At 70.3% G+C, this 23,098-nt stretch carries 21 protein-coding genes; 16 read left to right on the forward strand and 5 right to left on the reverse strand.

The genetic code is table 11. From position 1 onward, the window contains the following. Positions 1 to 50: 50 nt before the first annotated feature. The 5 genes from ACWGST_RS00755 (at position 51) to ACWGST_RS00775 (ending at position 5,276) form a co-directional block, all read left to right on the forward strand. Positions 51 to 407: a YraN family protein gene (locus ACWGST_RS00755; RefSeq protein WP_452044726.1), complete on the forward strand. Its 357-nt coding sequence runs from the start codon at positions 51 to 53 to the stop codon at positions 405 to 407. Then, positions 407 to 1,957 carry a YifB family Mg chelatase-like AAA ATPase gene (locus tag ACWGST_RS00760; protein ID WP_452044727.1) on the forward strand — a complete coding sequence of 517 codons (1,551 nt, stop codon included), beginning with the start codon at positions 407 to 409 and terminating at the stop codon, positions 1,955 to 1,957. The genes ACWGST_RS00755 and ACWGST_RS00760 overlap by 1 nt, the downstream gene beginning before the upstream one ends. After that, a complete protein-coding gene (gene dprA, locus ACWGST_RS00765; RefSeq protein ID WP_452044728.1) occupies positions 1,954 to 3,294 on the forward strand; it encodes a DNA-processing protein DprA in 1,341 nt (446 codons plus the stop codon). Before ACWGST_RS00760 ends, dprA begins: the two co-directional genes overlap by 4 nt. Positions 3,295 to 3,361: 67 nt before the next feature. Beyond that, entirely contained in the window at positions 3,362 to 4,267 is a 906-nt protein-coding gene (locus ACWGST_RS00770; RefSeq protein WP_452044729.1) for a metallophosphoesterase, read from the forward strand. A 61-nt stretch (positions 4,268 to 4,328) separates the two neighbouring features. Next, a complete protein-coding gene (locus ACWGST_RS00775) occupies positions 4,329 to 5,276 on the forward strand; it encodes a tyrosine recombinase XerC (RefSeq protein WP_452044730.1) in 948 nt (315 codons plus the stop codon). Between the two features lie 35 nt (positions 5,277 to 5,311). On the opposite strand, the gene ACWGST_RS00780 is transcribed toward ACWGST_RS00775, so the two are convergent. Next, complete coding sequence (locus ACWGST_RS00780; RefSeq protein WP_452044731.1) at positions 5,312 to 5,914, reverse strand: murein hydrolase activator EnvC family protein; 603 nt, start codon at positions 5,912 to 5,914, stop codon at positions 5,312 to 5,314. Between the two features lie 268 nt (positions 5,915 to 6,182). Between ACWGST_RS00780 and rpsB the strand changes: the two genes are divergently transcribed. The 9 genes from rpsB (at position 6,183) to ACWGST_RS00825 (ending at position 12,947) form a co-directional block, all read left to right on the forward strand. After that, positions 6,183 to 7,151: a 30S ribosomal protein S2 gene (rpsB, locus tag ACWGST_RS00785; RefSeq protein ID WP_452044732.1), complete on the forward strand. Its 969-nt coding sequence runs from the start codon at positions 6,183 to 6,185 to the stop codon at positions 7,149 to 7,151. Positions 7,152 to 7,178: 27 nt separating this feature from the next. Continuing rightward, positions 7,179 to 8,009 (forward strand): translation elongation factor Ts, encoded by an 831-nt coding sequence (gene tsf, locus ACWGST_RS00790; RefSeq protein ID WP_452044733.1) that lies wholly within the window; start codon positions 7,179 to 7,181, stop codon positions 8,007 to 8,009. Positions 8,010 to 8,175: 166 nt separating this feature from the next. Next, positions 8,176 to 8,907, forward strand: coding sequence for a UMP kinase (pyrH, locus tag ACWGST_RS00795; protein ID WP_452044734.1), 732 nt, complete (start codon positions 8,176 to 8,178; stop codon positions 8,905 to 8,907). Positions 8,908 to 8,940: 33 nt separating this feature from the next. Continuing rightward, positions 8,941 to 9,495: a ribosome recycling factor gene (gene frr / locus ACWGST_RS00800; protein WP_452044735.1), complete on the forward strand. Its 555-nt coding sequence runs from the start codon at positions 8,941 to 8,943 to the stop codon at positions 9,493 to 9,495. A gap of 86 nt (positions 9,496 to 9,581) precedes the next feature. Next, entirely contained in the window at positions 9,582 to 10,487 is a 906-nt protein-coding gene (locus ACWGST_RS00805) for a phosphatidate cytidylyltransferase (RefSeq protein WP_452044736.1), read from the forward strand. 35 nt (positions 10,488 to 10,522) lie between these two features. Beyond that, positions 10,523 to 11,077 carry a DivIVA domain-containing protein gene (locus ACWGST_RS00810; protein ID WP_452044737.1) on the forward strand — a complete coding sequence of 185 codons (555 nt, stop codon included), beginning with the start codon at positions 10,523 to 10,525 and terminating at the stop codon, positions 11,075 to 11,077. A gap of 54 nt (positions 11,078 to 11,131) precedes the next feature. After that, positions 11,132 to 11,836, forward strand: coding sequence for an aggregation-promoting factor C-terminal-like domain-containing protein (locus ACWGST_RS00815; RefSeq protein ID WP_452044738.1), 705 nt, complete (start codon positions 11,132 to 11,134; stop codon positions 11,834 to 11,836). Positions 11,837 to 11,907: 71 nt separating this feature from the next. Beyond that, positions 11,908 to 12,216, forward strand: coding sequence for a hypothetical protein (locus ACWGST_RS00820; RefSeq protein ID WP_452044739.1), 309 nt, complete (start codon positions 11,908 to 11,910; stop codon positions 12,214 to 12,216). After that, positions 12,213 to 12,947 carry an alpha/beta hydrolase gene (locus tag ACWGST_RS00825; protein WP_452044740.1) on the forward strand — a complete coding sequence of 245 codons (735 nt, stop codon included), beginning with the start codon at positions 12,213 to 12,215 and terminating at the stop codon, positions 12,945 to 12,947. The genes ACWGST_RS00820 and ACWGST_RS00825 overlap by 4 nt, the downstream gene beginning before the upstream one ends. A gap of 10 nt (positions 12,948 to 12,957) precedes the next feature. Here the strand turns inward: ACWGST_RS00825 and ACWGST_RS00830 are convergent, their stop codons facing one another. Further along, positions 12,958 to 14,022, reverse strand: a complete 1,065-nt coding sequence (locus ACWGST_RS00830; RefSeq protein WP_452044741.1) for an AI-2E family transporter — start codon at positions 14,020 to 14,022, stop codon at positions 12,958 to 12,960. Between the two features lie 28 nt (positions 14,023 to 14,050). Beyond that, the gene (locus tag ACWGST_RS00835; protein WP_452044742.1) at positions 14,051 to 15,664 is read right to left on the reverse strand and encodes a DivIVA domain-containing protein; all 1,614 of its coding nucleotides are present in this window, start codon (positions 15,662 to 15,664) and stop codon (positions 14,051 to 14,053) included. A gap of 188 nt (positions 15,665 to 15,852) precedes the next feature. Here ACWGST_RS00835 and ACWGST_RS00840 point away from each other — a divergent pair, with 188 nt between their 5' ends. Together ACWGST_RS00840 and ACWGST_RS00845 are read left to right on the forward strand one after the other, a co-directional pair. Continuing rightward, on the forward strand, positions 15,853 to 17,715 hold the full coding sequence (locus ACWGST_RS00840; protein ID WP_452044743.1) for a hypothetical protein: 1,863 nt from the start codon (positions 15,853 to 15,855) through the stop codon (positions 17,713 to 17,715). Further along, positions 17,712 to 18,671, forward strand: a complete 960-nt coding sequence (locus ACWGST_RS00845; RefSeq protein WP_452044744.1) for a co-chaperone YbbN — start codon at positions 17,712 to 17,714, stop codon at positions 18,669 to 18,671. The genes ACWGST_RS00840 and ACWGST_RS00845 overlap by 4 nt, the downstream gene beginning before the upstream one ends. Before the next feature lie 31 nt (positions 18,672 to 18,702). On the opposite strand, the gene glgB is transcribed toward ACWGST_RS00845, so the two are convergent. Both glgB and ACWGST_RS00855 read right to left on the reverse strand, forming a co-directional pair. Further along, positions 18,703 to 20,946 (reverse strand): 1,4-alpha-glucan branching protein GlgB, encoded by a 2,244-nt coding sequence (gene glgB / locus ACWGST_RS00850; RefSeq protein WP_452044745.1) that lies wholly within the window; start codon positions 20,944 to 20,946, stop codon positions 18,703 to 18,705. Then, positions 20,939 to 22,975 (reverse strand): maltotransferase domain-containing protein, encoded by a 2,037-nt coding sequence (locus ACWGST_RS00855; protein WP_452044746.1) that lies wholly within the window; start codon positions 22,973 to 22,975, stop codon positions 20,939 to 20,941. The genes glgB and ACWGST_RS00855 overlap by 8 nt, the downstream gene beginning before the upstream one ends. Positions 22,976 to 23,098 lie beyond the last annotated feature (123 nt).

Here is a 23,098-nt window from a genome sequence, read left to right on the forward strand (position 1 = left end):
GGCCGGTCGGTCGTCCGCGAGCCGCCACGCTGGTCGCGGAGGTGGTGCGGATGTCGCACAATGCAGAGCTCGGTCGGCACGGAGAACAACTCGCGGTCGAGCATCTCGAGGCGCGGGGCATGCAGGTGCTCGAGCGCAACTGGCGGTGTCGCATCGGCGAGATCGACATCGTCGCGCGTGACGGCGCCGACACGGTGTTCATCGAGGTCAAGACTCGCACGTCGGGCGACTTCGGGCACCCGTTCGAGGCCATCACGCCGGTGAAGCTGGCGCGTCTGCGTCGCCTTGCGATCGCCTGGTGCGAGGCGACGGATGCCCCGGTCTCGCGCATCCGCCTCGACGCCGTCGCCGTGCTGGCCCCGAGTCGGGCGCCCGCGCTCATCGAGCACCTCGAGGGCCTCAACTGATGCCGGTCGCACGCACGAGGGCGGTGGCACTGCTCGGCCTGACCGGTTCGATCGTCGAGGTCGAGGCCGATCTCACCGGGCAGCTTCCGGGCGTCTTCATCATCGGGTTGCCCGATGCGGCGCTCGGCGAAGCGCGCGACCGCGTGCGCGCTGCGGCGATGAACGCTGGGTGCCCGCTGCCGAATCGGCGGCTCACGGTGAACCTCTCGCCCGCAGCCCTGCCCAAGCACGGCTCGGGGTTCGACCTCGCGATCGCGATCGCCTGCCTGGCGGCGGCCGGCGACATCTCGCCCGAATCGGTCGAGCGGGTCGTGCACCTCGGCGAGCTCGGCCTCGACGGCCGGCTCAGACCGATCGACGGCATCCTGCCGGCCGTGCTGGCCGCGGTGCGCGCCGGCTACGACACCGTGATGGTGCCCGCGGCCAACGGCGACGAGGCCCGGCTGGTGCCGGGGGTCGATGTCATCGCCGTCGCATCGCTGCTCGAGGCCGCGGTGCATCACGGCGGCGTCTTCGACGAGCGGGTGTTCGAGCCCGTGCCCGCACCCGACCGGCTCGATCTCGCCGGGTCGGTCGACGAGCCGCACGGCGACCTCGCCGACGTGTCGGGCAACGACGACGCCGTGCAGGCGCTCCTCGCGGCCGCGGCCGGCGGGCACCACGTGTTCCTGCTCGGTCCGCCGGGCGCGGGCAAGACGATGCTCGCGTCCCGCCTTCCGGGCATCCTGCCCGATCTCGACTCCGACGAGGCGCTCGAGGTCGCCTCGCTCCGCTCGCTCTCGGGGCGGCCTCCGCTCGCGGGGCTCTCGCACCGACCACCGTTCGAGGCGCCGCATCACACGGCCACGGCGGCGGCGATGGTGGGCGGCGGCAGCCGGCTCATCCGACCCGGTGCGGCGGCGCGCGCCTCGCACGGCGTGCTGTTCCTCGACGAGGCGCCCGAGTTCCCGTCGGCGGTGCTCGACGTGCTGCGCCAGCCCCTCGAGTCCGGCACGATCTCCATCCACCGCGCGAACGCGGTCGCCGCGTTCCCGGCGCGCTTCCAACTCGTGCTCGCGGCGAATCCGTGCCCGTGCGGCAACCACGGCTCGAAGAACGCCGAGTGCACGTGCCTGCCGAACTCACGGCGTCGCTACCTCGCCCGCATCTCGGGGCCGCTCCTCGACCGCATCGACGTCCAGCTGCAGGTGCCGCGCATCACGGCCGCCGGACTCCGCCTCGCGGCCGATCGGCCGGGCATGTCGAGTGCGGTCGCTCGCGATCGCGTCGTCGAGGCGAGGGCCCGCGCCGCCCGCCGTCTGCACGGCACTCCGTGGCGCACGAACGCGCAGATGCCCGGCCCGTGGCTGCGCGGCGCAGGCGGGTTGCACCCGGGCGGCCGGGCGACCGCCGACCTCGACCGGGCGCTCGAACTCGGCGGAGTGACCATGCGCGGTTACGACCGGATTCTCAAAGTCGCCTGGACCTTGGCCGACCTCGACGGCGTCGACCTCCCGAATCTCGACCACGTCGGCCGTGCGCTCTTCCTCAGAAAGGGGCTCCCGCTGTGAGCATCATCGTCTCGACCACCGTGCGCGCCCTCGCTGCCGGACTGCACGCCCGGCTCAGCGCCGTTCGACCTGTGCCGATCGACGACGCCGCCGCGCTCGACGAGGTCTACGCCCGCGCGTTCCTCGGCTCGGTCGCCGAACCCGGCGACGGTCTGCTCGGCCGGGCGGTCGAAGCGATCGGGGCGGTCTCGACGGCGGGCCTGCTGCTCGACGCCGTCAGCCCCGAGCGGTTCGTCGACACGCTCGTGCAAGCCGGCGGCGACGTCGGCCTGCACGAGGCGACGAACGGCATCGAACGATGGATGCCGCGGCTCGACCATCCCGCGTTCGCACGGTCGCTGGAGCAGGCGGCGCGGGTCGGCGCGAAGCTGCTGATCTCGAGCGACCCGAGTTGGCCGATCGGCGTCGACGAGCTCGACGTGCACGCACCGCTCGGGCTGTGGGTTCGCGGGCGCACGAGTGCGCTCGACGGGTCGGCCGCCTCGATCGCGCTGGTCGGTGCACGTGCCGCGACCGGGTACGGCGAGCACGTGACGATGGAGGCATCCGCCGGGCTCGTCGACCGCGGCTTCACGATCATCTCGGGCGGCGCGTACGGCATCGACGGCATGGCGCACCGGTCCGCGCTCGCGAGCGATGGCACGACCGTCGCGTTCCTCGCCGGCGGCGTCGACCGGTTCTACCCGATGGGCCACGAGACGCTGCTCTCGCGCATCGTCGAGACCGGGGCCGTGGTCTCCGAGGTTCCGTGCGGCGTCGCGCCCACGAAGTGGCGTTTTCTGCAGCGCAACAGACTCATTGCAGCCGCGAGTGAGGCCACGGTCGTGCTCGAAGCGGGGTTCCGCTCGGGCTCGCTCAACACGGCCAACCACGCGGCCACGCTCGGTCGGCCGCTCGGTGCAGTGCCCGGCCCGGTCACGAGTCCGGCCTCGGCGGGCTGCCACCGACTGCTTCGCGAGAACTACGCCGTCTGCGTCACCGACGCCGAGCAGATGGCCGAGCTCGCCGGGGGAGCCGCGCGACGCCCATCCCGCGGCGCAGTTCGCGACACGAGCGTCGAACTCGACCTCGGGTTGGAGCCCGGCGATGGCCGAGGCGCGTCCCGGCGGGGCGGCGCGTCCGACCGGGGCAGCGCATCTCAGCGCGGTACGGCGGCATCCCCCGATGCGGTGCGAGTGCTCGACGCGCTCAGCACCCGCAGCCCGCGCGAGTTGGCCGACGTCGCACGGCGGTGCGGCATGGCGCCGAGTTCGGTGATGGGCGTGCTCGGCGGGCTCGAGGCCGCGGCGCTCGTGCGCCGGCATCCGCTCGGCTGGCTGCGGGTCGGGCGCGGCTGAGGTGCGACGGTGCGTCGGTGCGCCGTGTCGGCAGCGGGTCATAGGCTGGCGGCGGAAGGAGGGTTCGATGCAGCACCCGCAACTCGGCCGGTATCCGGCGGCCCGGCACGTCATCGCGCACGTGAGCGACACGCACCTTCTGCGGGGCGGCGCACTCCTCGGCGGCGTCGCCGACACGGTCGCGGCGCTCGAACAGCTCTCGGCACAGCTCGGCGGCATGGGCGAGTCGATCGATGCGATCGTCGTCACCGGCGATATCGCAGATCTCGGCGAGCCAGACGCCTATCGCCTCGCACGGGCCGCGCTCGAGCCACTCGCCGAACGGGCGGGCGCCCGACTTCTCTGGGTGATGGGCAACCACGACGAGCGCGCGGTGTTCCGTACGGACCTGCTCGGCGAGCCTGCGGGCGATGCGCCCGTGAACGGCGTCTTCGACGTCGACGGGCTGCGCATCGTCGCGCTCGACTCCTCGGTGCCGGGATATCACCACGGCCAACTCGACGACGCCTCGCTCGACTGGCTCACCGGGGTACTCGGCGAACCCGCAGCCCACGGCACCGTCATCGCGATGCACCACGCGCCGATCGCCACGCCGCTCGCACTCATGGACGTGCTCGAGCTCCGCGGTCAAGACCGCTTCGCCGAGGTCGTGCGCGGCAGTGACGTGCGGCTGATCCTCGGCGGACACCTGCACTACGCCACGAACGGCAGCTTCGCGGGCATTCCCGTCTCGGTCGCCGGTGCCACGGCGTACACGATGGATCTCACGAGGTCGCCGCGCACCCTCGTCGGCGTCGACGGCGGCCGCTCGTTCTCGCTCGTGCACTTCTACCCCGAGGGGGTCGTGACCTCGGTCGTACCGGTCGGGCGATTCCCGGCGGTGACGACGCTCGATGAGCGGTTCCTCGACGAGGTCGAGTCGCTGTCGCCCGACGAGCGTCTTGAGCGCTTCTCGCGCAAGCCCGACCTGTGATGCGCGCGGCGGTCGGGCGCGCCGCACGCGCGGTCGACCAGGGCGGGAGCAAGCTGGACTCGTGAACCTCGACGAGCTGCTGGGCGACTACCTGTCGCACGTCGCGGTCGAACGCGGCTACTCGCCGCACACGGTCGCGGCGTACCGGAGCGACCTCGTCGAGCTCATCGCCTTCACCGAGGCCCGCGGGGCGGCGGAGGCCGCGACGATCGATCTGGCGCTGCTGCGCGACTGGCTCTGGACGGAGACAGAGCGCGGCCTGGCCCGAACGAGCATCGCCCGCCGCGCGGCATCCGCTCGGGGGTTCACCGCCTGGCTCACCCGGCGAGGCGTGCTCGAGGCCGACCCCGGAGCGCGGCTGAAAGCGCCCCGCGCACAGCGCACCCTGCCGCGTGTCGTCACCGAACAGGCCGTCGCCGAGGCCCTCGCAGCCCTCGCGGCCCGAGCCGCCGACGGCGCGCCGACCGAGGTGCGCGACCTCGCGATCATCGAGCTGCTGTACGCCTCGGCGCTGCGCGTCTCGGAACTCGTCGGCCTCGACATCGAAGATGTCGATCGCCGTCGACGCATCGTGCGGGTGCTCGGCAAAGGCGCCAAAGAGCGGATGGTGCCGTACGGCGCTCCGGCCGCCCGTGCGGTCGACCGGTACCTCGAAGAAGCCCGGCCGGCGATCCTGGCTTCGGCTTCGGCTTCGGCTTCGGCTTCGGCTTCGGGCGCGACGCCGCCCGAGACGCGGGCGGTGTTCCTCGGCGCCCGCGGCGCGCGACTGGGTGTGCGCAGCGTCTATCGGCTCGTCGCCGCGATCCTCGCCGAGATTCCGGGCTCGGGGCCGAGCGGCCCGCACGCCTTCCGTCACAGTGCCGCCACCCACCTGCTCGACGGCGGCGCCGATCTGCGCGCGGTGCAGGAGTTCTTGGGCCACGCGAGCCTCGGCACGACCCAGATCTACACGCACGTCTCGTCGGAGCGACTCAAGCAGAGCTATCGCACCGCCCACCCGCGGGCGTGAGGCCCAGCGAGGGCGGCGGCCAGGCCGCTCTCGAATCAGGGGAGCGGCAGCAGCACGGCTCTCGGCAGACCACCGAGGAACAGGAAGGGCGACACGTACTCGCCGTCGACCCGCACCCCGAAGTGCACGCACCCCGATGCGCAATGGCCGCCCGTCGAGACGATGCCGATCGGGTCGCCGGCCGCGACGGCGGTTCCCGCGGCGACGAGCGTCTCGACCGGTTCGATCGCACTCACCACGCCGTCGCCGTGGTCGATCGCGACGACCGGGCGCCCGGCGACCATGCCGGCGTAGCTGACCACGCCGCCCGCTGCCGCGAACACGGGTGCCTCGGCCTCGGCCGCCACGTCGATGCCGCGGTGACCGGCCTGGTACGGCGTCGGCGGGGCGCGGAACGGCGAGACCACCCGGATGGGCGCGCCGACTGGCCAGCGCCATTGCCCGGGATACTCGGAGGCGGCGCGCCGCTCGCTCATCGCCGCGACGTCGCCGGATGCCCGCGCCGCGGCCATGGGGGCGGCCGCGGTGAGGGCGAGCAGCGTTGCGACCGAGAGCACGGATGCCGCGGCGCTCGACCACCGGCGAGTGCGACGTCGCCCGTTGGTCGAGCGCGGATGATTCGGTAGATGCGCGTTCATCCTTCGAGGATCGTCGTGCACGCGGCATCCGCTCGCTCTGCCGCCGAAGTTGTGGAGGATCCCGTGCCGGCCGCGGTTGGGGAGGAGGAGTGCCGGTGGTAGAGTATCGGGAGCACCCCGGTCTTCCGGGGTGACTACGCGCGCCAATTCGGCCGACGACTCCACTCAGTCCCGTCTCTGCGAAGAGCAGAAACAGGCGGAGCCGTGCCGGGCGCCAGGGCTCCAGCCGCCGGCCGGAGCGACAACTGAGAACAAAGGAGTACGGCTCATGGCCGTCGTCACCATTCGCCAGCTGCTCGACAGCGGCGTGCACTTCGGGCACCAGACCCGCCGTTGGAACCCGAAGATGAAGCGCTTCATCCTCACGGAGCGTTCGGGCAGCTACATCATCGACCTGCAGCAGTCGCTCGCCTACATCGACAAGACGTACGACTTCGTGCGCGAGACGGTCGCCCACGGCGGCACCATCCTCTTCGTCGGCACCAAGAAGCAGGCGCAGAACGCGATCGCCGAGCAGGCGACCCGCGTCGGCCAGCCCTACGTGAACCAGCGCTGGCTGGGCGGCCTCCTCACCAACTTCCAGACGGTCTCCAAGCGCCTCGCGCGCATGAAGGAGCTCGAGGAGCTCGACTTCGAAGGCACCACGAGTGGCTTCACCAAGAAGGAACTCCTGATCAAGAAGCGCGAGCTCGACAAGCTGCACAAGTCGCTCGGCGGTATCCGCAACCTGACGAAGACGCCGTCGGCGCTCTGGGTCGTCGACACCAAGAAAGAGCACCTCGCGATCGACGAGGCGCGCAAGCTCGGCATCCCCGTCATCGGCATCCTCGACACGAACTGCGACCCCGACGAGGTGCAGTACCCGATTCCGGGCAACGACGACGCGATCCGTTCCGTGAGCCTGCTCACCCGCATCGTCGCCGACGCTGCTGCCGAGGGCCTCATCGAGCGCCACCAGAAGCCCGAGGCCGAGGGCAACGTCTCCGCCGTCGAGCCCCTCGCCGAGTGGGAGCAGGAGCTCCTCCAGGCCGGCTCCGAGACCACCCCGGCGCAGGCTTCGGCCGAGACCGAGGTCGTTGCCGAGACCGTCGCAGAGGCCAAGGCCGAAGCGGCCGAGGTCGTCGACGAGGCCGCGACCGAGGTCGCAGCGACCGAGTCGGCCGCTGACGTCGAGGGCGCTGAAGCGGCCGAGGCTGCTGAGGCCGTCGAGGCTGCTGACGCCGCCGAGTCCAAGTAAGACCACGAGTCCAGGAGACCTTCAGATATGGCCAACTTCACTCTCGAAGACGTCAAGACCCTGCGCGAGCGCCTCGGCACCGGCATGGTCGACACGAAGAATGCCCTCGTCGAAGCCGACGGCGACATGGAGAAGGCGGTCGAGATCCTCCGCCTGAAGGGTGCGAAGGGCAACGCCAAGCGCGCCGACCGCTCCACAGCAGAGGGCCTCGTCGCCGCCGTCGACAACGGCGACGGCACCGCGACCATGATCGAGCTCGCCTGCGAGACCGACTTCGTCGCCAAGGGCGACAAGTTCGTCGGCCTCGCCGACCGCGTGCTCGCTGCCGTCGCAGCGGCCCGCGCCGAGAACCTCGAAGCCGCACTCGCCGCTCCGGCCGACGGCAAGACCGTCGCGACCGTGATCGACGAGGAGGCTGCGATCCTCGGCGAGAAGGTCGAGCTCCGTCGTATCCGCCTCGTCACGGGCGAGCAGTTCTCGATCTACCTGCACAAGACGTCGAAAGACCTCCCGCCGCAGGTCGGTGTCGTGCTCGGCTACGCCGGCACCGACGCCGAGACCGCTCGTTCGGTCGCTCAGCACATCTCGTTCGCGAACCCCGAGTACCTCTCGCGCGACGACGTGCCTGCAGAGCTGGTCGAGAAGGAGCGCACGATCGTCGAGCAGATCTCGCGCGAGGAGGGCAAGCCCGAGGCCGCCCTTCCGAAGATCGTCGAGGGTCGCGTCGGCGCCTTCTTCAAGCAGGTCGCACTGCTCGAACAGGACTACGCGAAAGACAACAAGCTGTCCGTCGCCAAGGTGCTCGAAGGTGCGGGTCTCACGGTGAGCGACTTCGCTCGCTTCAAGGTCGGCGCCTAGGTGCCTCGAAGGAGTCCGGATCGTTCGCGATCCGGACTCCTTTGCTGTGTCCGGAACGATTCCGGACGCATGGCGGGCCGCGCCCGCCGAACACGCCTGCGACCCGGCACTGCGCCGGGCGCGGCGAACCAGTAGCTTTGACCCCAGAGGGGAAGGATCGGTCGGGATGACGGAACACAAGCGCAGGGTCCTGTTGAAGCTCTCAGGGGAGGCGTTCGGCGCCGGTTCCCTCGGCGTCAACCCCGACGTGATCAGCGCACTCGCGCGCGAGATCGCCGATGCGGCACGCTCGGTCGAGATCGCGATCGTGGTCGGCGGCGGCAACTTCTTCCGCGGTGCCGAGCTCTCCCAGCGCGGCATGGACCGCGGCCGGGCCGACTACATGGGCATGCTCGGCACGGTCATGAACGCGCTCGCCCTGCAGGACTTCCTCGAGCAGGCCGGCGCCGAGACGCGCGTGCAGTCGGCGATCTCGATGACGCAGGTCGCAGAGCCCTATATTCCGCGTCGCGCAGAGCGACACCTCGAGAAGGGCCGCGTCGTCATCTTCGGCGCCGGCGCGGGCCTGCCCTACTTCTCGACCGACACGGTGGCCGCGCAGCGTGCCCTCGAGATCGATGCCGAGGTGGTGCTCGTCGCCAAGAACGGCGTCGACGGCGTCTACTCCGACGACCCGCGCACGAACCCCGACGCGCACAAGATCGATCGCATCAGCTACCAGGAGGCGCTGCAGCGCGGACTCAAGGTCGTCGACTCGACCGCGTTCAGCCTCTGCATGGACAACGGCATGCCGATGCAGGTCTTCGGCATGGCGCCGCACGGCAATGTCACCAAGGCGCTTCTCGGCGCCGAGCTCGGCACGATCGTCAGCAACGGCGAGCCCGCCGCCAGTCGATAGACTGTTCCGAGTAGCGAACCAGAAGGAGCCCCCGTGATCGCGGACGTACTTTCCGATGCCACCGCACGCATGCAGAAGGCGGTAGAGGTCGCCAAAGACGACTTCTCGAGTGTTCGCACCGGCCGGGCGAACCCCCAGCTCTTCCAGAAGATCTTGGTGAGCTACTACGGCACGCCGACGCCGCTCGCGCAGCTCGCTTCGATGCAGAACCCCGAGGCGCGCACGCTCGTCGTCACCCCGTACGACAAGTCCGCGCTGAAAGACATCGAGCAGGCGATCCGCGACACCCCGAACCTCGGCGCGAACCCGTCGAACGACGGCAACATCATCCGGGTCACGCTGCCCGAGCTGACTGAAGAACGTCGCCGCGAGTTCGTCAAGATCGTGCGCGGCAAGGCCGAAGACGCGCGCGTCTCGGTGCGCAACATCCGTCGCAAGACGAAGGACGACCTCGACGCGCTCAAGGGCGATGTCGGCGATGACGAGGTTTCGCGCGCTGAGAAGGAGCTCGAGCAGATCACGAAGTCCCACGTGGACGCGATCGACGACGCCCTGAAGCGCAAGGAAGCCGAACTCCTCGAGGTCTGAGGCAGACGATGTCGGGCGTCCCAGAAGAGGATCAGTCGGACGCCCGGGGAGGCGAACGTACCTCGCGCGAGGAGTTCCGAGCGCAGGTGAACGCCCGGAAGGCCGATCTCGAGCGCCAGTTCGAGGCGTCGAAGGCGCAGTTCGATCAAGCGCAAGAGAAGATCCAGGCGCGCACCGGCCGCAACCTGATCCTCGCGACCCTCATCGGCCTCGGCTTCGGCGTGGCGCTGCTCCTCAGCCTCCTCGTCGTCAAAGAGTTGTTCATGCTCTTCGCGGTGCTCATCGCGGGCTTCGCGAGTTACGAGCTCGCTCAAGCGCTTCGCAAGGCCGACTACCACGTTCCGCGCATTCCGACGGTCGTCGTCGCCGTGGCGGCCGTGCCGCTCGCCTACTACGGTGGAGCAGGCGGGCAGTTGCTCGCCGTGCTCGGCGGCATCCTCGTCGTCACCCTCTGGCGCATCGGCGAACAGGCCGTGCCGTCGTTGCGACGCCCGGGCCGCGACCTCGGCCGCGACCTCGTCGCCGGCGGGTTCGTTCAGGGGTATGTCACGTTCCTCGCGACGTTCGCGGTGGTGCTCACGGCGGCCGACGGCGGCGAGCTCTGGACGCTCGCGTTCATCATCGTCGCGGTCGCAGCCGACACGGGCGCCTACGCGTTCGGGCTCATGTTCGGCAAGCACAAGATGGCGCCCGTGATCAGCCCGAAGAAGACGTGGGAGGGCTTCGCAGGAGGCGGCGCCGCGAGTCTCGTCGCCGGTGTGCTGCTCTCGACGCTCATGCTCGGCAACACCTGGTGGTTCGGTCTCATCTTCGGTGCAGCGATCTTCCTCAGTGCGACGCTCGGCGATCTCGTCGAATCGCTGATCAAGCGCGACATCGGCATCAAAGACATGAGCTCGTGGCTGCCGGGCCACGGCGGGTTCCTCGACCGGCTCGACTCGATCCTGCCCTCGGCGGCGGTCGCCTTCGTCGCGTTCCGGATCTTCGGTTGAGCGCTTCCGCGTCGATGCTCCGCAATAATGGAGCGGTGGACGCCACCTTCCCCCGCGCACGAAAGCCGAAGCTCGGATACAACACGGCCCAGGTCGAGGAGTTCCTCCAGCTGGCGCGACGCGCCTACGACGGCACCGCCAGACCCGACGATGCGCCGCTGACCTCTGATCGCATCAGGCTCACCGCGTTCGGCATGCAGAAGGGCGGCTACTCGACGACGCACGTCGACCAGGCGCTCGAGCGCCTCGAAGACGCCTTCGCCGCGCAGGAGCGTCAGGTCGCCGCGCAGCTGCACGGCAGCGACGCGTGGCTGCGCGAGGCGCGCACGACGGCTCAGGTGGTCTCCAATCGGCTCGCCCGCCCCGAAGGACAGCGCTTCGACCGGGTCGCCCCGCTCGTGCGCGGCTACAGCACGCGCGACGTCGACCGTTTCGCCGACAAGCTCTCGAGGTACTTCAGCGACGGGTGGCCGATCGCGATCGACGATGTGCGCGCGGTCGTGTTCAAGACCCAGCGCGGCGGCTACCGCGAGGCGCAGGTCGATCTCCTCCTCGACGCCGTCGTCGACGTCATGCTCGCGGTGCGATGAGCACGCGCGTCGAGTTGGTGCCCGGCACCTCGCTTTCGGTACACTCGTCGAACCGTGGGTAGACATGCTGGAATCGACGAGACCGCCGGGTCGCGTCCAGAGGCGACGGCATCGACGGCCGCCCAGGTGACCTCGGTGCGAACACGCGCGGCGCGAACGCCGAGGGTGGGCCGCGTCAAGCAGGCCGCGACGGTCGTGTTCGCATTCGCCGCATCCGTCAGCTTCCTCCTGGTGAATGTCGTCGACCCGTTCTCGGGCGCGACCGCGTCATCGAGTTTCGCCGACGGCGCCGACCGCTTCGGCGGGGCGAGCGTGCAGGCCTTCGAGGTCGAGGGCGACTACTCGATCGACGTCACCCGCGAGGGGTACGACGTCGAGAAGAAGCCCGAGGTCAGGCTCGCGCCCGCATCGACGAGCGCCGGCAGCGGCTGGGCCCCTCCGGCGGTGACCCCCGATCCCGGATCCGCTCAGGCGTACGCGGCGGGTGCCGTCGCGGCGCGCGGCTGGCCGTCGAGCGAGTTCGACTGCCTCGTGGCGCTCTGGAGCAAGGAGTCGGGCTGGCGGGTCAACGCCTACAACGCGAGCAGCGGCGCCTACGGCATCCCGCAGGCGCTGCCCGGGTCGAAGATGGCCACAGCGGGCGCCGACTGGGAGACCAACGCCGCCACGCAGATCGAGTGGGGCCTCGGCTACGTCTCGGGCCGCTACGGCACCCCCTGCGGCGCGTGGGCGCACTCGCAAGACGTCGGCTGGTACTAAGCCGGACTCAGGCCGGCCCCAGGTCGCCCGGCGGAACAGCGCACCTGCTGCACGCGCCTAGACTGGATCGCATGGCACGCTCGAACCGACCCCGGAGCCGGGCGGCCCGTGCCCGTGACGAGCACCCCGCCCTCGACGTCGAGCGGCTCACCTCGGGGTGGCGACGCACCGAGGTGCGGGGCGGCCGCGAATGGAACGTGCAGCCGGTCTCCGAAGTGCAGGCGGTCAAGGCATACCTCTGCCCCGGATGCGGCCTCGACGTCGTGCCGGGCGTCGCGCACCTCGTAGCCTGGCGCGCCGACGGCGTGCTCGGCGATGCGGCCGACCTGGCCTCGCGTCGTCATTGGCACATCCACTGCTGGAGGATCGGCGCGGTATGAGTGACACGACCATCGAGATCCGCGCGGGCGTCGAACTGCCGGCCCGTCGCGAAGAGATCGAACTGCACACGGCCGACGGGCTCACCCTCGTCGGCGAGTTGGCCACGCCGATGGATCGGCCGCCCGTCGCGACGCTCGTCACGCTGCATCCGCTGCCGACCGCCGGCGGTTTCATGGACTCGCACATCATCAGGAAGGCGGCCGCGCGGCTGCCTGCGCTCGCCGACCTCGCGGTGCTGCGGTTCAACACGCGCGGCACCGCGTCGCCGCGCGGCACGAGCGAGGGCGCGTTCGGCGAGGGCATCGCAGAGCGAGCGGATGTCGCTGCGGCGATGTCGTTCGTCGAGCAGCGAGCTCTGCCGCATCCCTGGCTCGTCGGCTGGTCGTTCGGCACCGAGCTCGCACTCAAATACGGGCTCGACCACGGCATCGACGGAGCCATCCTGTTGTCGCCGCCGCTGCACCGCACGAGCGAGGCCGAGCTCGCCCGCTGGCAGCACGCCGCGCCCGACCTCGTCGCACTCATTCCCGAGTTCGACGACTACCTGCGCCCGCCCGAGGCCGAATCGCGATTCGCGGGGGTGCCGAAGATCACGCGCATCGACGTGGCGGGCGGCAAGCACCTGTGGGTCGGCGAGTCCCAGACCCGTCGGGTGCTCGACGAGATCGTCGGGGTGGTCAACCCCTCGGCGCTGCCGTTGCCCACGGTCTGGCCGCGCGACGCCGACTGATCCGCCGCGCTCAGCGCTCGTTCTGGTGCGGCACCACGACCTGCTTGACGATGAGCAGGATCGCCGCTGCCACCGGGATGGCGACGAGTGCGCCGAGCACTCCGCCGAGCGATCCGCCGGCAAGCGCGGCGATGACGACGAGTGCGCCCGGCACCTTCACCGCGCGGTTCATGATGCGCGGGCTCAGCACGTATGCCTCGACCTGCATGTAGACGATGTAGTAGATCGCCGCGACGAGCGCAGTGAGCGGCGACCCCAGACCCGGGATGAGGCAGACGAGCACGATCACGATCGAACCGCTCAGCGTGCCGACGAGCGGCACGAGCGAAAACAGGAAGGCGATGAAGGCGAGCACGGCCGGGAACGGCGCGCGGATGATCGAGAGGAAGATGAAGCTCGCCACGCCGTTGACGGCCGCGAGCGAGACCTGGCCGAGCACGTAGCGCCCGACCGATTGGGTGATCTGCTCGGTCAGGTCGGCGAAACGCTCGCGCTTCGACGCCGGCACGAGCTGGTAGGCGGCCCGCTTCATCGTGCTGAGCGACGAGACGAAGTAGAGCGTCAGGATGAAGACGATGACGACGCCGAAGACTCCGACGCCGATCGCGACCGCAACCTGGAGCACGCCGCCGGCGAGCTCGCTCAGCTTGTCGGGATTGGTGAAGAAGTCGGTGAGACCGTTCGCGAGCTGGTCGTTGATCTGGTCGACGGGAACCTGCGGGAACTGGTCTCTCAGATACTCGATCCAGTCTTGCGACTCGACGCGGGCGACGATCCTCGGAATCTCGTCGACGAGCTGGCTGACCTGGTCGACGATGATCGGCGCGACGGCGACGACGAGTGCGGCGACGAGCAGGCCGACCCCGCTCATCACGATGACGATCGCCGCCCAACGCGGAAGCCCTCGGCGCTCGAACCAGCTGATGGCCGGGTCGAGGCCGAGGGCCAGGAACAACGCGATGCCGACGTAGGCGATGATCGTCGACAAGGTCACGATCGAACTGAGGATGAGCAGGCCGACACCCACGCCGAGGGTGCCGACCAGCCCGATGCGGAACGCGTTCTGGATCTTCATCGAAGCGTCCGCACCTTCTCGTCGAACGCTACTTGGTCTTCGCCGCGATCTGTTCCGCCTGCGTCAGCACGCCGCGGAGGCTCTCGAAGTAGCCCGCGACGGCGTCGCGCTCGATCTTGATCTGCGAGAGACGGTCTTCGGCGTCGGCGACGAGAGCGCGGGTGCGCTCCTCTGCATCGCTGATGAGCTTGCGGGCCTGCTCGTGTGCGGCGGCGATGCGGGCGCGGGCATCGTCGTCGGCCTTGTCGCGGACGACGGCGATGTCAGCGCGCACCTCGGTCTCGAGGCGGTCGGCCTCGGCGCGGCTCTCTGCCGTGCGGGCGACCGCCTCGGCGAGTTCGGCGTTGGCGTCCTCGAGGAACTTCTGCGTCTGCGCCACCGCTTCCTGATGGGCGGCGAGCAGCTCCTGCTCGGCCTCGTCGCGCTTGGTCGAGAGCTCGGACTCGAGGTCGAGATGCGCCTTCTCGATCTCTCGACGCATGCGGTTGACCTCGTGCGTGGTCTTCTTGCGCATCGCGGTGAGCTGGTTGTCGAGGTCGATGCGGCCCTGCTCGGACTCTGCGTCGAAGTCGGCGCGTGCCTGCTCCTGCTCGAGGGCGAGGTCGGCGCGCATCTGCTCGAGGTCGGCAGCGTGCTTGGCCCGGATGCGCTCGAGCTCGTGCTGGAGCTTCAGGCGAGCGGCCTCGGCTTCGCGGTCGAGGTCGACCTTCGCCTGATCGCGCTGCTGCGTGAGCTCGGCCCTGATGCCCTCGAGCTCGCGGTCGAGGTCGCTGCGGGCCTGGTCGAGTTCGTGCACGAGCGCGGCGCGTCGCTCTGCGATCTCGGCGTCGATGGCGGCGCGCGCCTCGGCCGACTCGCGCTCGAGGTCGAGACGCGACTGCTCGGTCTCGGCCGCGAGGTCGATGCGGGCCTGCTCGCTCTCGCGGGCGAGTTCGGCGCGTGCGCGGTCGAGCTCGATGGCGACCTCTGCGCGGGTCTGCTCGGTCTCTTGCGTGAGCCCCGCCGCAGTGGCACGGGCCTCGGTCGCCTCGGAGTTGGCGGCGACGAGGATCTCGCTCGACTTGCGCTCGGCTGCGGCGATCATCGCCGCGGACTCGCGCTTGGCGCTCGTGCGGATCTCAGCGGTCTCGGTCGCGACGGCGCCGCGGATCGCCGCCGCGTCGCGGGCGGCGTCCTGGCGCAGCTGCTCGCTCGCCTCGTGCGAGCGCGAGACCATGTCATCGGCTTCGGAGCGCGCGTTCTCGAGGATGCGATTGGCCTGTGCGCGCGCCTCGGTGAGCGTGCGCTCGGCGAGCTCGTGGGCGTCGGAGCGCATGAGGTGCGCTTCGTCTTCAGCGGAGCGGCGCAGCTTCTCCGCGTCGATGTCGGCCTGGGCAATGAGGCGGGTGGACTGCTCCTCCGCGACGCGCAGGGTGTTCTCGAGCTTGGTGCCGAGGCCCGAGAAGGTGGGGCTGCCGACCTCTTCGAGTTCGGCGGTCAGCTCTTCGATGCGTGCCAGGAGTCGCTTGTTCTCCTTGACGCTGTCGGTGCTCTGGTTGTTCGCGGTGATGATGTCGCGGCGCAGTCCATTGATCGCCTTGTCGACCTCGTCCTTGTCGTATCCGCGGAACACCTGCGTGAACTCGGTCTCTTCGACGGCCATTCTTCCTCCGGGCTCTGTCCCGCGTTCGTGGGGGCGCATGCGGGATGGTGAGTCCGATTGTACGGGTCGCGCGGAGTTCGTGAAGACACCGTTCGTCCAGCGTGCGGTTAGGTCTCTCCCAGATTCCGTCGGTAGTGTGGACTGTCTTTGTCAGAAGCCGCCGTGGGCGGCAATGGAGGTTTGTGTTCGTGCGCTTCGTCTTCGCTATCGTGGCGTTCGTCGCCGCGGCCGTGATGATCGGGCTCGGGATCGCCCAGCGCACGGTCTTCCTGGAGCCCGATCGAGTCTCATTGTCAGCAGAGCTGTCGGGCGGTGAAGCCGACTTCATCGTGATCGAACCCGAAGCGCTGGCCGCCAATCCCGGCAAGCAGACCATCACGGTCTCGGGGTCGCCGAAGGCGTTCCTCTCGTACGGTCGGAGCTCCGATGTCGAGGCCTGGCTCGGCGACACGCAGTACGTGTCGGTCGGCTACGACGCCGAGGCGGGTGAATTGACGAACGAGATCGTCGTGAAGAACCCGGTCGACGATGTGACGTCCGCGTCACCGCCCGCGACGACGGTGCCGCCGACGGTCGAGGCCGAGCCGGTGGCCGCGCCCTCTCCGGCCGGCTCCGATCTGTGGCTCGACGAGATCAGCGACGACCTCGTGCTCACCACGACGATCGATGTTCCCGACGACATCTCGGTGCTGGTCAGTGCCGACGGCGGCGACGAACTGCCCGCTCGTGTGCGAATCGACTGGCCGCTCGACAACGCCACCCCGTGGGCCGGCCCGCTGATCGTCGGCGGCGCGCTCGTCTTCCTCCTCGGCATCGCCCTCGTCATCTCGGGGTTCGTGAACCACCGTCGTTCGCGGGGCCCGCGCCGCAACCTGCCGAAGGGGCCTCGTGGCGGCGCCAAGCTGCCGAGCGCGCCGAAGCCCGGTCGCGCGCAGATCGGCGGCGGACGCCGCGCGATCGGTCGCGCCAAGCGCGTCGCGATCGTGCCGTTCCTCGTCATCCCCGCACTCGCACTCACGGCGTGCTCGCCCGACTACTGGCCGAGTTTCGACCAGCAGGCTGCGCCCGCGACCACCGCTCCGGCCACCCCGGTCACGACGACCCCGGCGCCCGAAGACGAGGTCGACGAGTCGCCGCAGGCCGTGCCCGCTGTGACCGTGCCGCAGATGGAGCGCATCATGCGCCGAGTCGCGGTCGTCGCCACCGAGGTCGACGCCTCCCGCGACGCCACGGCGGCGGCCCAGCGCTTCACCGGCCCGGCACTCGAGGCCCGCAGCGCCAACTACGCGATCCGCGGTTCGCTCGCCGAACACCCACTGCCGACGCCGATCCCGGCTGCGCCGCTCACCCTGACGCTTCCGCAGCAGGCCACGGGCTGGCCGCGCACGGTGCTCACGATCGCGAAGAACTCCGACGACCCGACCGTCGCGCCGAGCGCCCTCGTGCTCGTGCAGCAGACGCCGCGCGAGAACTACAAGATCCTCTACGCGATGTCGCTCGCGCCCGACGCCGACGTGCCCGAGGTGGCCCCGGCCTCGATCGGCGCACCGCCGATCTCACCAGAGTTCAAGGGGCTCGTGCTGCCGACCGGTCAGGTCGCGGCGGCCTATGCCGATGTGCTGATGAAGGGCGAGGCGTCGACCTTCGCGCCGTTGTTCGACCCCGAGGGCGACACCCTCATGGCGCAGCTCGGCCCTGCCGGGCAGCAGGCCACGAACGACGGACTGCCGGCGACCGCCGACGCCACCTTCTCGAACATCGTCGGCGACAGCCCGACGATCGCGCTCGCGACCAACGACGCGGGCGCCCTCGTGACCGTCTCGATCGAGCAGACCGAGAACGTCGTTCCGAACGACGGCGGTACGATCGGATTCCAACCGGGTCCTGCCGCAGCGCTCTCGGGCTTCACCGGCAAGAGCGCGAAGGGCGTGCAACGCGTCATCGGGATCCAATTGCTGTTCTACGTTCCCGGCGTCGGCAACGAATCTGAAGACCAGATCCGCCTGCTCGGCTGGTCGGAGAGTCTCATCGGAGCTTCGGAGGTACCGTGACCAACCCGATTCCCCCTTCCAGCGCCGCGCTTCGCGGTGCGGTCGACCTCTCGGCGCTCGTGCAGCCCCAGGCGCAGGACAGCACGGGCGGGCAGGGTGCGCACGCGGCATCCGGACCGCGCGATCAGATCGTCTTCGAGACGGATGACGCAGCCTTCGGCTCCACCCTCGAACTGTCGCGAACCGTGCCGGTCGTCGTGGCCCTCTGGGCTTCGTGGAGCGAGCCGTCGAAGGCGATGCTGGCCACCCTCGAGCGCCTCGTGCGGGCCCGTGCGGGCCGTCTCGTGCTGGCGGCGGCCGACGCCGACCGCAGCCCCCAGCTCGTGCAGGCGTTTCAGGCGCAGTCCATTCCGACGATCGTCGCCCTCGTCGCGGGCCAGCCGGTGCCGCTCTTCGCGGGCGAGCAGCCCGACGAGATCGTCGACCAGGTCTTCGACCAACTGCTCGAGCTCGCCGGCCAGCACGGCGTGACGGGCACGATCGAAGTGGGCGACGCCGGCGCCGCCGCCGACGGCGCACCCGCCGAGGCAGTCGAGCCGCCGTTGCCGCCGCTGCACCAGGAGGCGTACGACGCGATCGAACGGGGCGACTTCGCCGCGGCGTCTTCCGCCTATCGCACGGCGATCGCCCAAGACCCTCGCGACTCGCTCGCGGTCGCCGGCCTCGCCCAGGCGAACCTGCTCGGCCGCCTCGACGGCAAGACGCTCGACGCCATCCGCAACGCCGCCGCCGCATCGCCCGACGACCTCGGTGCGCAGCTCGACGTGGCCGACCTCGACCTCTCGGGCGGGCACGTCGACGACGCGTTCGATCGGCTGCTCACGCTGTTCCCGGGCCTCGATGCCGACGGCAAGAAGCTCGTGCGCGAGCGGCTCGTCGAGCTCTTCGAGGTCGTCGGCACCGACGACCCGCGGGTCGCCGTGGCGCGGAGGCGGCTCACCACGCTGCTGTACTGAGGCGCGGGGTCTCGATACAGCGCCGACGCGCCTATTCGGCCGCCTGCGGGGCGTCGAGCGCGAACCAGACGGCGCCGAGCGGGGGCAGCGTGAACGCCGCCGAGGCGGGGCGACCCGCCCACGGCGTGTCGTCTGCGTCGACCACACCGAGGTTGCCGACCCCCGAGCCACCGAACTCCGCGGCATCCGAGTTCAAGATCTCGCGCCACCGCCCCGCCGACGGAAGCCCGAGGCGGAAGCCCTCGTGCGGCACGCCCGCGAAGTTGACGATGCACAGCAGCGGTCGCCGCGCGCGGTCGTACCTGAGGAACGCGATGACGTTCTCGGCGGCCGCGCCGCCCTCGACCCACTCGAAGCCGACCGCGTCGTCGTCGAGCTGCCAGAGCGCGGGCGTCGCGCGATAGCCGCGGTTCAGCGCGCCGACGAACTCGGCGAGCTGGCGGTGGCTCGGCTGGTCGAGGATCCACCAGTCGAGGCCGCGCTCCTCGCTCCACTCCGAGAGCTGGCCGAACTCCTGACCCATGAAGAGCAGCTGCTTGCCGGGATGCGCCCACATGAAGGCGAGGTACGCGCGCACGTTCGCGAGCTGCTGCCAGTGGTCGCCGGGCATCTTGCGCACGAGCGAGCCCTTGCCGTGCACGACCTCGTCGTGGCTGATCGGCAGCACGAAGTGCTCGCTGAACGCGTAGAGGAACGAGAACGTGAGGTCGTGGTGGTGGTGCGAACGGTACATCGGGTCGTTCTGGATGTACTGCAGCGAATCGTGCATCCACCCCATGTTCCACTTGTAGCCGAAGCCGAGTCCGCCGCTCTCGGTGGGTGCGGTCACGCCGGGCCAGCTCGTCGACTCCTCGGCGATCACGACGATGCCGGGGTTGCGCTTGTAGGCCGTCGCCGTCGCCTCCTGCAGGAAGGCGATCGCCTCGAGGTTCTCGCGGCCGCCGTGCACGTTCGGCAGCCACTCGCCGTCTTCGCGTGAGTAGTCGAGGTAGAGCATCGAGGCGACGGCGTCGACCCGGAGCCCGTCGACGTGCATCTCTTCGAACCAGAAGAGGGCGTTCGCCACGAGGAAGTTGCGCACCCGCGGGTTGCCGTAGTCGAAGACGTACGTGCCCCAGTCGAGCTGCTCGCCGCGGCGCGGGTCGGCGTGCTCGTAGAGCGGCTGCCCGTCGAAGCGCGCGAGCGCCCACTCGTCTTTCGGGAAGTGCCCGGGCACCCAGTCCATGATCACGCCGATGCCGGCGCCGTGCAGGCGGTCGATGAGGTACTTGAGGTCGTCGGGCGAGCCGAAGCGACTGGTCACGGCGTAGTAGCCGGTTACCTGATAGCCCCATGACCCGCCGAACGGATGCTCCGCGAGGGGCATGAACTCGACGTGCGTGTACCCCAGCCACTCGAGGTACTCGATGAGCTCGTCGGCGACGTCGCGGTAGCCCTTGCCGGGGCGCCAGGAGCCGAGGTGCAGTTCGTAGATGCTCATGGGCAGCGCGTGCAGGTCGGCGGCGGCGCGCCGCGACATCCATTCGCCGTCGACCCACTCGTGGGAGCTGTGCGCGACGACGGAACCGGTGGCGGGCGCGACCTCGGCCCGGCGGGCCATGGGGTCGGCCTTCATGATCCAGTCGCCGGCGGCGGTGAGGAGCTCGAACTTGTAGACCGCGCCGGGTTCGACGTCGGTCACGAAGAGCTCCCAGACGCCGGTCGCGCCCATGCTGCGCATCGCGTGGCCCGTGCCGTCCCACCGGTTGAAGTCGCCCGTCACGCGCACCGCGGCGGCGCGCGGCGCCCACACCGTGAACGCGGTGCCGACGACGCTGCCGCCGACGCCCCAGTGCTCGCGGTAGTGGGCGCCGAGGACGCGCCAGAGCTCTTCATGCCGCCCCTCGCCGATGAGGTGCAGGTCGAGTTCGCCGATGGTCGGGGCGAAGCGATAGGGGTCGTCGCTCGTCCACTCCGCATCGTCGGCGTAGCGGGCGTGCACCCGGTAGTCGCTCGGGCCGAAGGCGCCGGCGCCCGCCCAGACACCGTGGCCGACGTGCTGAAGGTCGAGCGACCGCCCATCGGGGAAGACGGCGGCGACCGACGAGGCGAGCGGTCGTCGGGTGCGGATCACGGTGAGCGGCCCCGCGTGCTGCGGCGCCTCGAAGCCGTGCTGGCCGAGCACCGAGTGCGGGTCGGAGTGGCGGCCTTCGCCGACGGCGGCGAGCACGTCGTCGGCGACGGCGGGCGGGGTGAGCGGCGTGAGCGGGGTGGGCGGGGTGAGCGGCTCAGTCATCGGTGCCCCTTCTCACGTGCAGGATGTGCGCGGGCCGCGTGAACGCGTCGAGCCGCACGTAGTTGTCGGCGCCCCACTCCCACCGCTCGCCGGTGACGAGCTCGTCGACCTCGAACCGGGCTCCGAGTTCGAGGCCGAGCGCCGCGAGGTCGAGGTGCACGGTCGTCTCCCGCACCGAGTGCGGGTCGACGTTCGCGACGACGATGATCGTGTCGTCGGCGCCCGTGCCGGTGAAGCGGCCGTCGAGGTGCTTCGAGTAGACGAGCACCGAGTCGTCGTCGCTCGTGTGGAAGCGGATGTTGCGGAGCTGGCCGAGCGCCGGGTGCTCGGCGCGGATGCGGTTGAGGATGCCGAGGTACAGCGCGAGCGAACGGCCCTCGCGCTCGGCGGCCGCGAAGTCGCGCGGTTTGTACTCGTACTTCTCGTTGTCGATCGCCTCTTCGGCTCCGGGGCGGGCGACCGACTCGAAGTGCTCGAAGCCCGCGTACACGCCCCAGAGCGGCGCTGCCGTCGCGGCGACGGTCGCACGCACCGTGAAGGCGGCCGGCCCGCCGAACTGCAGGTACTCGGTGAGGATGTCGGGGGTGTTGACGAAGAGGTTCGGCCGCATGAAGTCGGCGGTCTCCTGCGACACGCTCGTCAGGAACTCCTCGAGCTCGGCCTTGGTGTTGCGCCACGTGAAGTACGAGTACGACTGCTGGAAGCCGACCATCGCGAGCGCCTGCATCATCGCCGGGCGGGTGAAGGCCTCGGCGAGGAACACCACCCCCGGGTCATCCGCGTTCACCGCCGCGATCAGCCGCTCCCAGAACGAGAGCGGCTTCGTGTGCGGATTGTCGACGCGGAAGATCCGCACTCCCTGCTTCATCCAGTGCCGCACCACGCGCAGCACCTCGGCGAAGATGCCCTCGGGGTCGTCGTCGAAGTTCACCGGGTAGATGTCTTGATACTTCTTCGGCGGGTTCTCGGCGTAGCGGATCGTACCGTCGGGCAGTTGCGTGAACCAGTCGGGGTGCTCGGCCACCCAGGGGTGGTCGGGGGTCGCCTGCAGGGCGAGGTCGAGGGCGACCTCGATGCCGAGCGCGGCCGCCCGGCGCACGAACGCGCGGAAGTCGGCGAGCGTGCCGAGGTCGGGGTGCACGGCGTCGTGGCCGCCGGGGGTGCCGTCGGCGAGCGGCCCGCCGATGGCCCAGGGGGAGCCGGGGTCGTGCGGGCCCGGATCGAGCGTATTGTTGCGCCCCTTGCGGTTGGTGACCCCGATCGGGTGGATCGGCGGCAGGTAGACGACGTCGAAGCCCATCGCCGCGACCCCGTCGAGCCGCTTGGCCGCGGTGCGGAAGGTGCCCGACTTCCACGACCCGTCTTTCAACTGCTTCGCCCCCTCGGACCGCGGGAAGAACTCGTACCAGGCGCCGACGCCGGCGCGGTGCCGTTCGACGAGGATGGTGTGCTCGGGGGAGTCGGTCGCGAGTCGCGCGAGCGGGTGGGCCTCGAACTCGGCGAGGGCCGGGTCGTCGATGAGCGGCCGACGAGGGTCGCCCGCTGAGCTTGTCGAAGCGTGCGAGCGCTCGCGCAGCCCGGCGGCGAGCGCCGTGAGTCGCTTTCGTGCCGCGAGCGGCCGGGCCTTCTCGGCGACGGCCCGGTCGAGGAGGCGCGCGCCGAGCTCGAACATCAGCTCGGCGTCGACCCCGGCGTCGACCTTGAGCGCGGCGTCGTGCCGCCACGTCGCGACCTCGTCGTCGAACCCCGTGACGTGCCAGTGCCACTCGCCGATCTCGTCGAGCAGGACTTCGGCCTCCCAGCGGTCGGTGCCTGCCGCCAGCGCAGACATCCGTTCGCTTCGTACGACACCCGACGGGCTCGTGATGACGAGCATCGCACCGACCTGGTCGTGCCCCTCGCGGAACACCGTCGCACGGAAGGGCACCACCTCGCCCTCGAACGCCTTGGGGCGCCAGCGCGCATCGGGCACAGCGGGGGTCAGCCGGGTCACTGGGATCCGGCCGGCGAGCACGGAGGCAGTCGTCACGGTTCGACCGTAGCGCGTCTCTGCCGGATCGCACTCGCGAACGCGGCCGGATCGTCATGAGCGTGCGCCAGCACCTCCTCGAGGTGCGCTCCCGTCGAGGATGTTCGTGATCTCGTGCAGGTC

It is taken from the genome of Agromyces sp. NPDC055520 (genome assembly GCF_053619715.1).

Excerpts from the sequence above, each read along its gene's own strand:
- ACWGST_RS00820 (WP_452044739.1), top strand. The coding sequence starts at position 11,908 with ATGGCACGCTCGAACCGACCCCGGAGCCGGGCGGCCCGTGCCCGTGAC.
- ACWGST_RS00835 (WP_452044742.1), bottom strand. The coding sequence starts at position 15,664 with ATGGCCGTCGAAGAGACCGAGTTCACGCAGGTGTTCCGCGGATACGAC.
- ACWGST_RS00825 (WP_452044740.1), top strand. The coding sequence starts at position 12,213 with ATGAGTGACACGACCATCGAGATCCGCGCGGGCGTCGAACTGCCGGCC.
- glgB (WP_452044745.1), bottom strand. The coding sequence starts at position 20,946 with ATGACTGAGCCGCTCACCCCGCCCACCCCGCTCACGCCGCTCACCCCG.
- ACWGST_RS00770 (WP_452044729.1), top strand. The coding sequence starts at position 3,362 with ATGCAGCACCCGCAACTCGGCCGGTATCCGGCGGCCCGGCACGTCATC.
- ACWGST_RS00780 (WP_452044731.1), bottom strand. The coding sequence starts at position 5,914 with ATGAACGCGCATCTACCGAATCATCCGCGCTCGACCAACGGGCGACGT.
- ACWGST_RS00755 (WP_452044726.1), top strand. The coding sequence starts at position 51 with ATGTCGCACAATGCAGAGCTCGGTCGGCACGGAGAACAACTCGCGGTC.
- pyrH (WP_452044734.1), top strand. The coding sequence starts at position 8,176 with ATGACGGAACACAAGCGCAGGGTCCTGTTGAAGCTCTCAGGGGAGGCG.
- tsf (WP_452044733.1), top strand. The coding sequence starts at position 7,179 with ATGGCCAACTTCACTCTCGAAGACGTCAAGACCCTGCGCGAGCGCCTC.
- ACWGST_RS00830 (WP_452044741.1), bottom strand. The coding sequence starts at position 14,022 with ATGAAGATCCAGAACGCGTTCCGCATCGGGCTGGTCGGCACCCTCGGC.
- ACWGST_RS00760 (WP_452044727.1), top strand. The coding sequence starts at position 407 with ATGCCGGTCGCACGCACGAGGGCGGTGGCACTGCTCGGCCTGACCGGT.
- rpsB (WP_452044732.1), top strand. The coding sequence starts at position 6,183 with ATGGCCGTCGTCACCATTCGCCAGCTGCTCGACAGCGGCGTGCACTTC.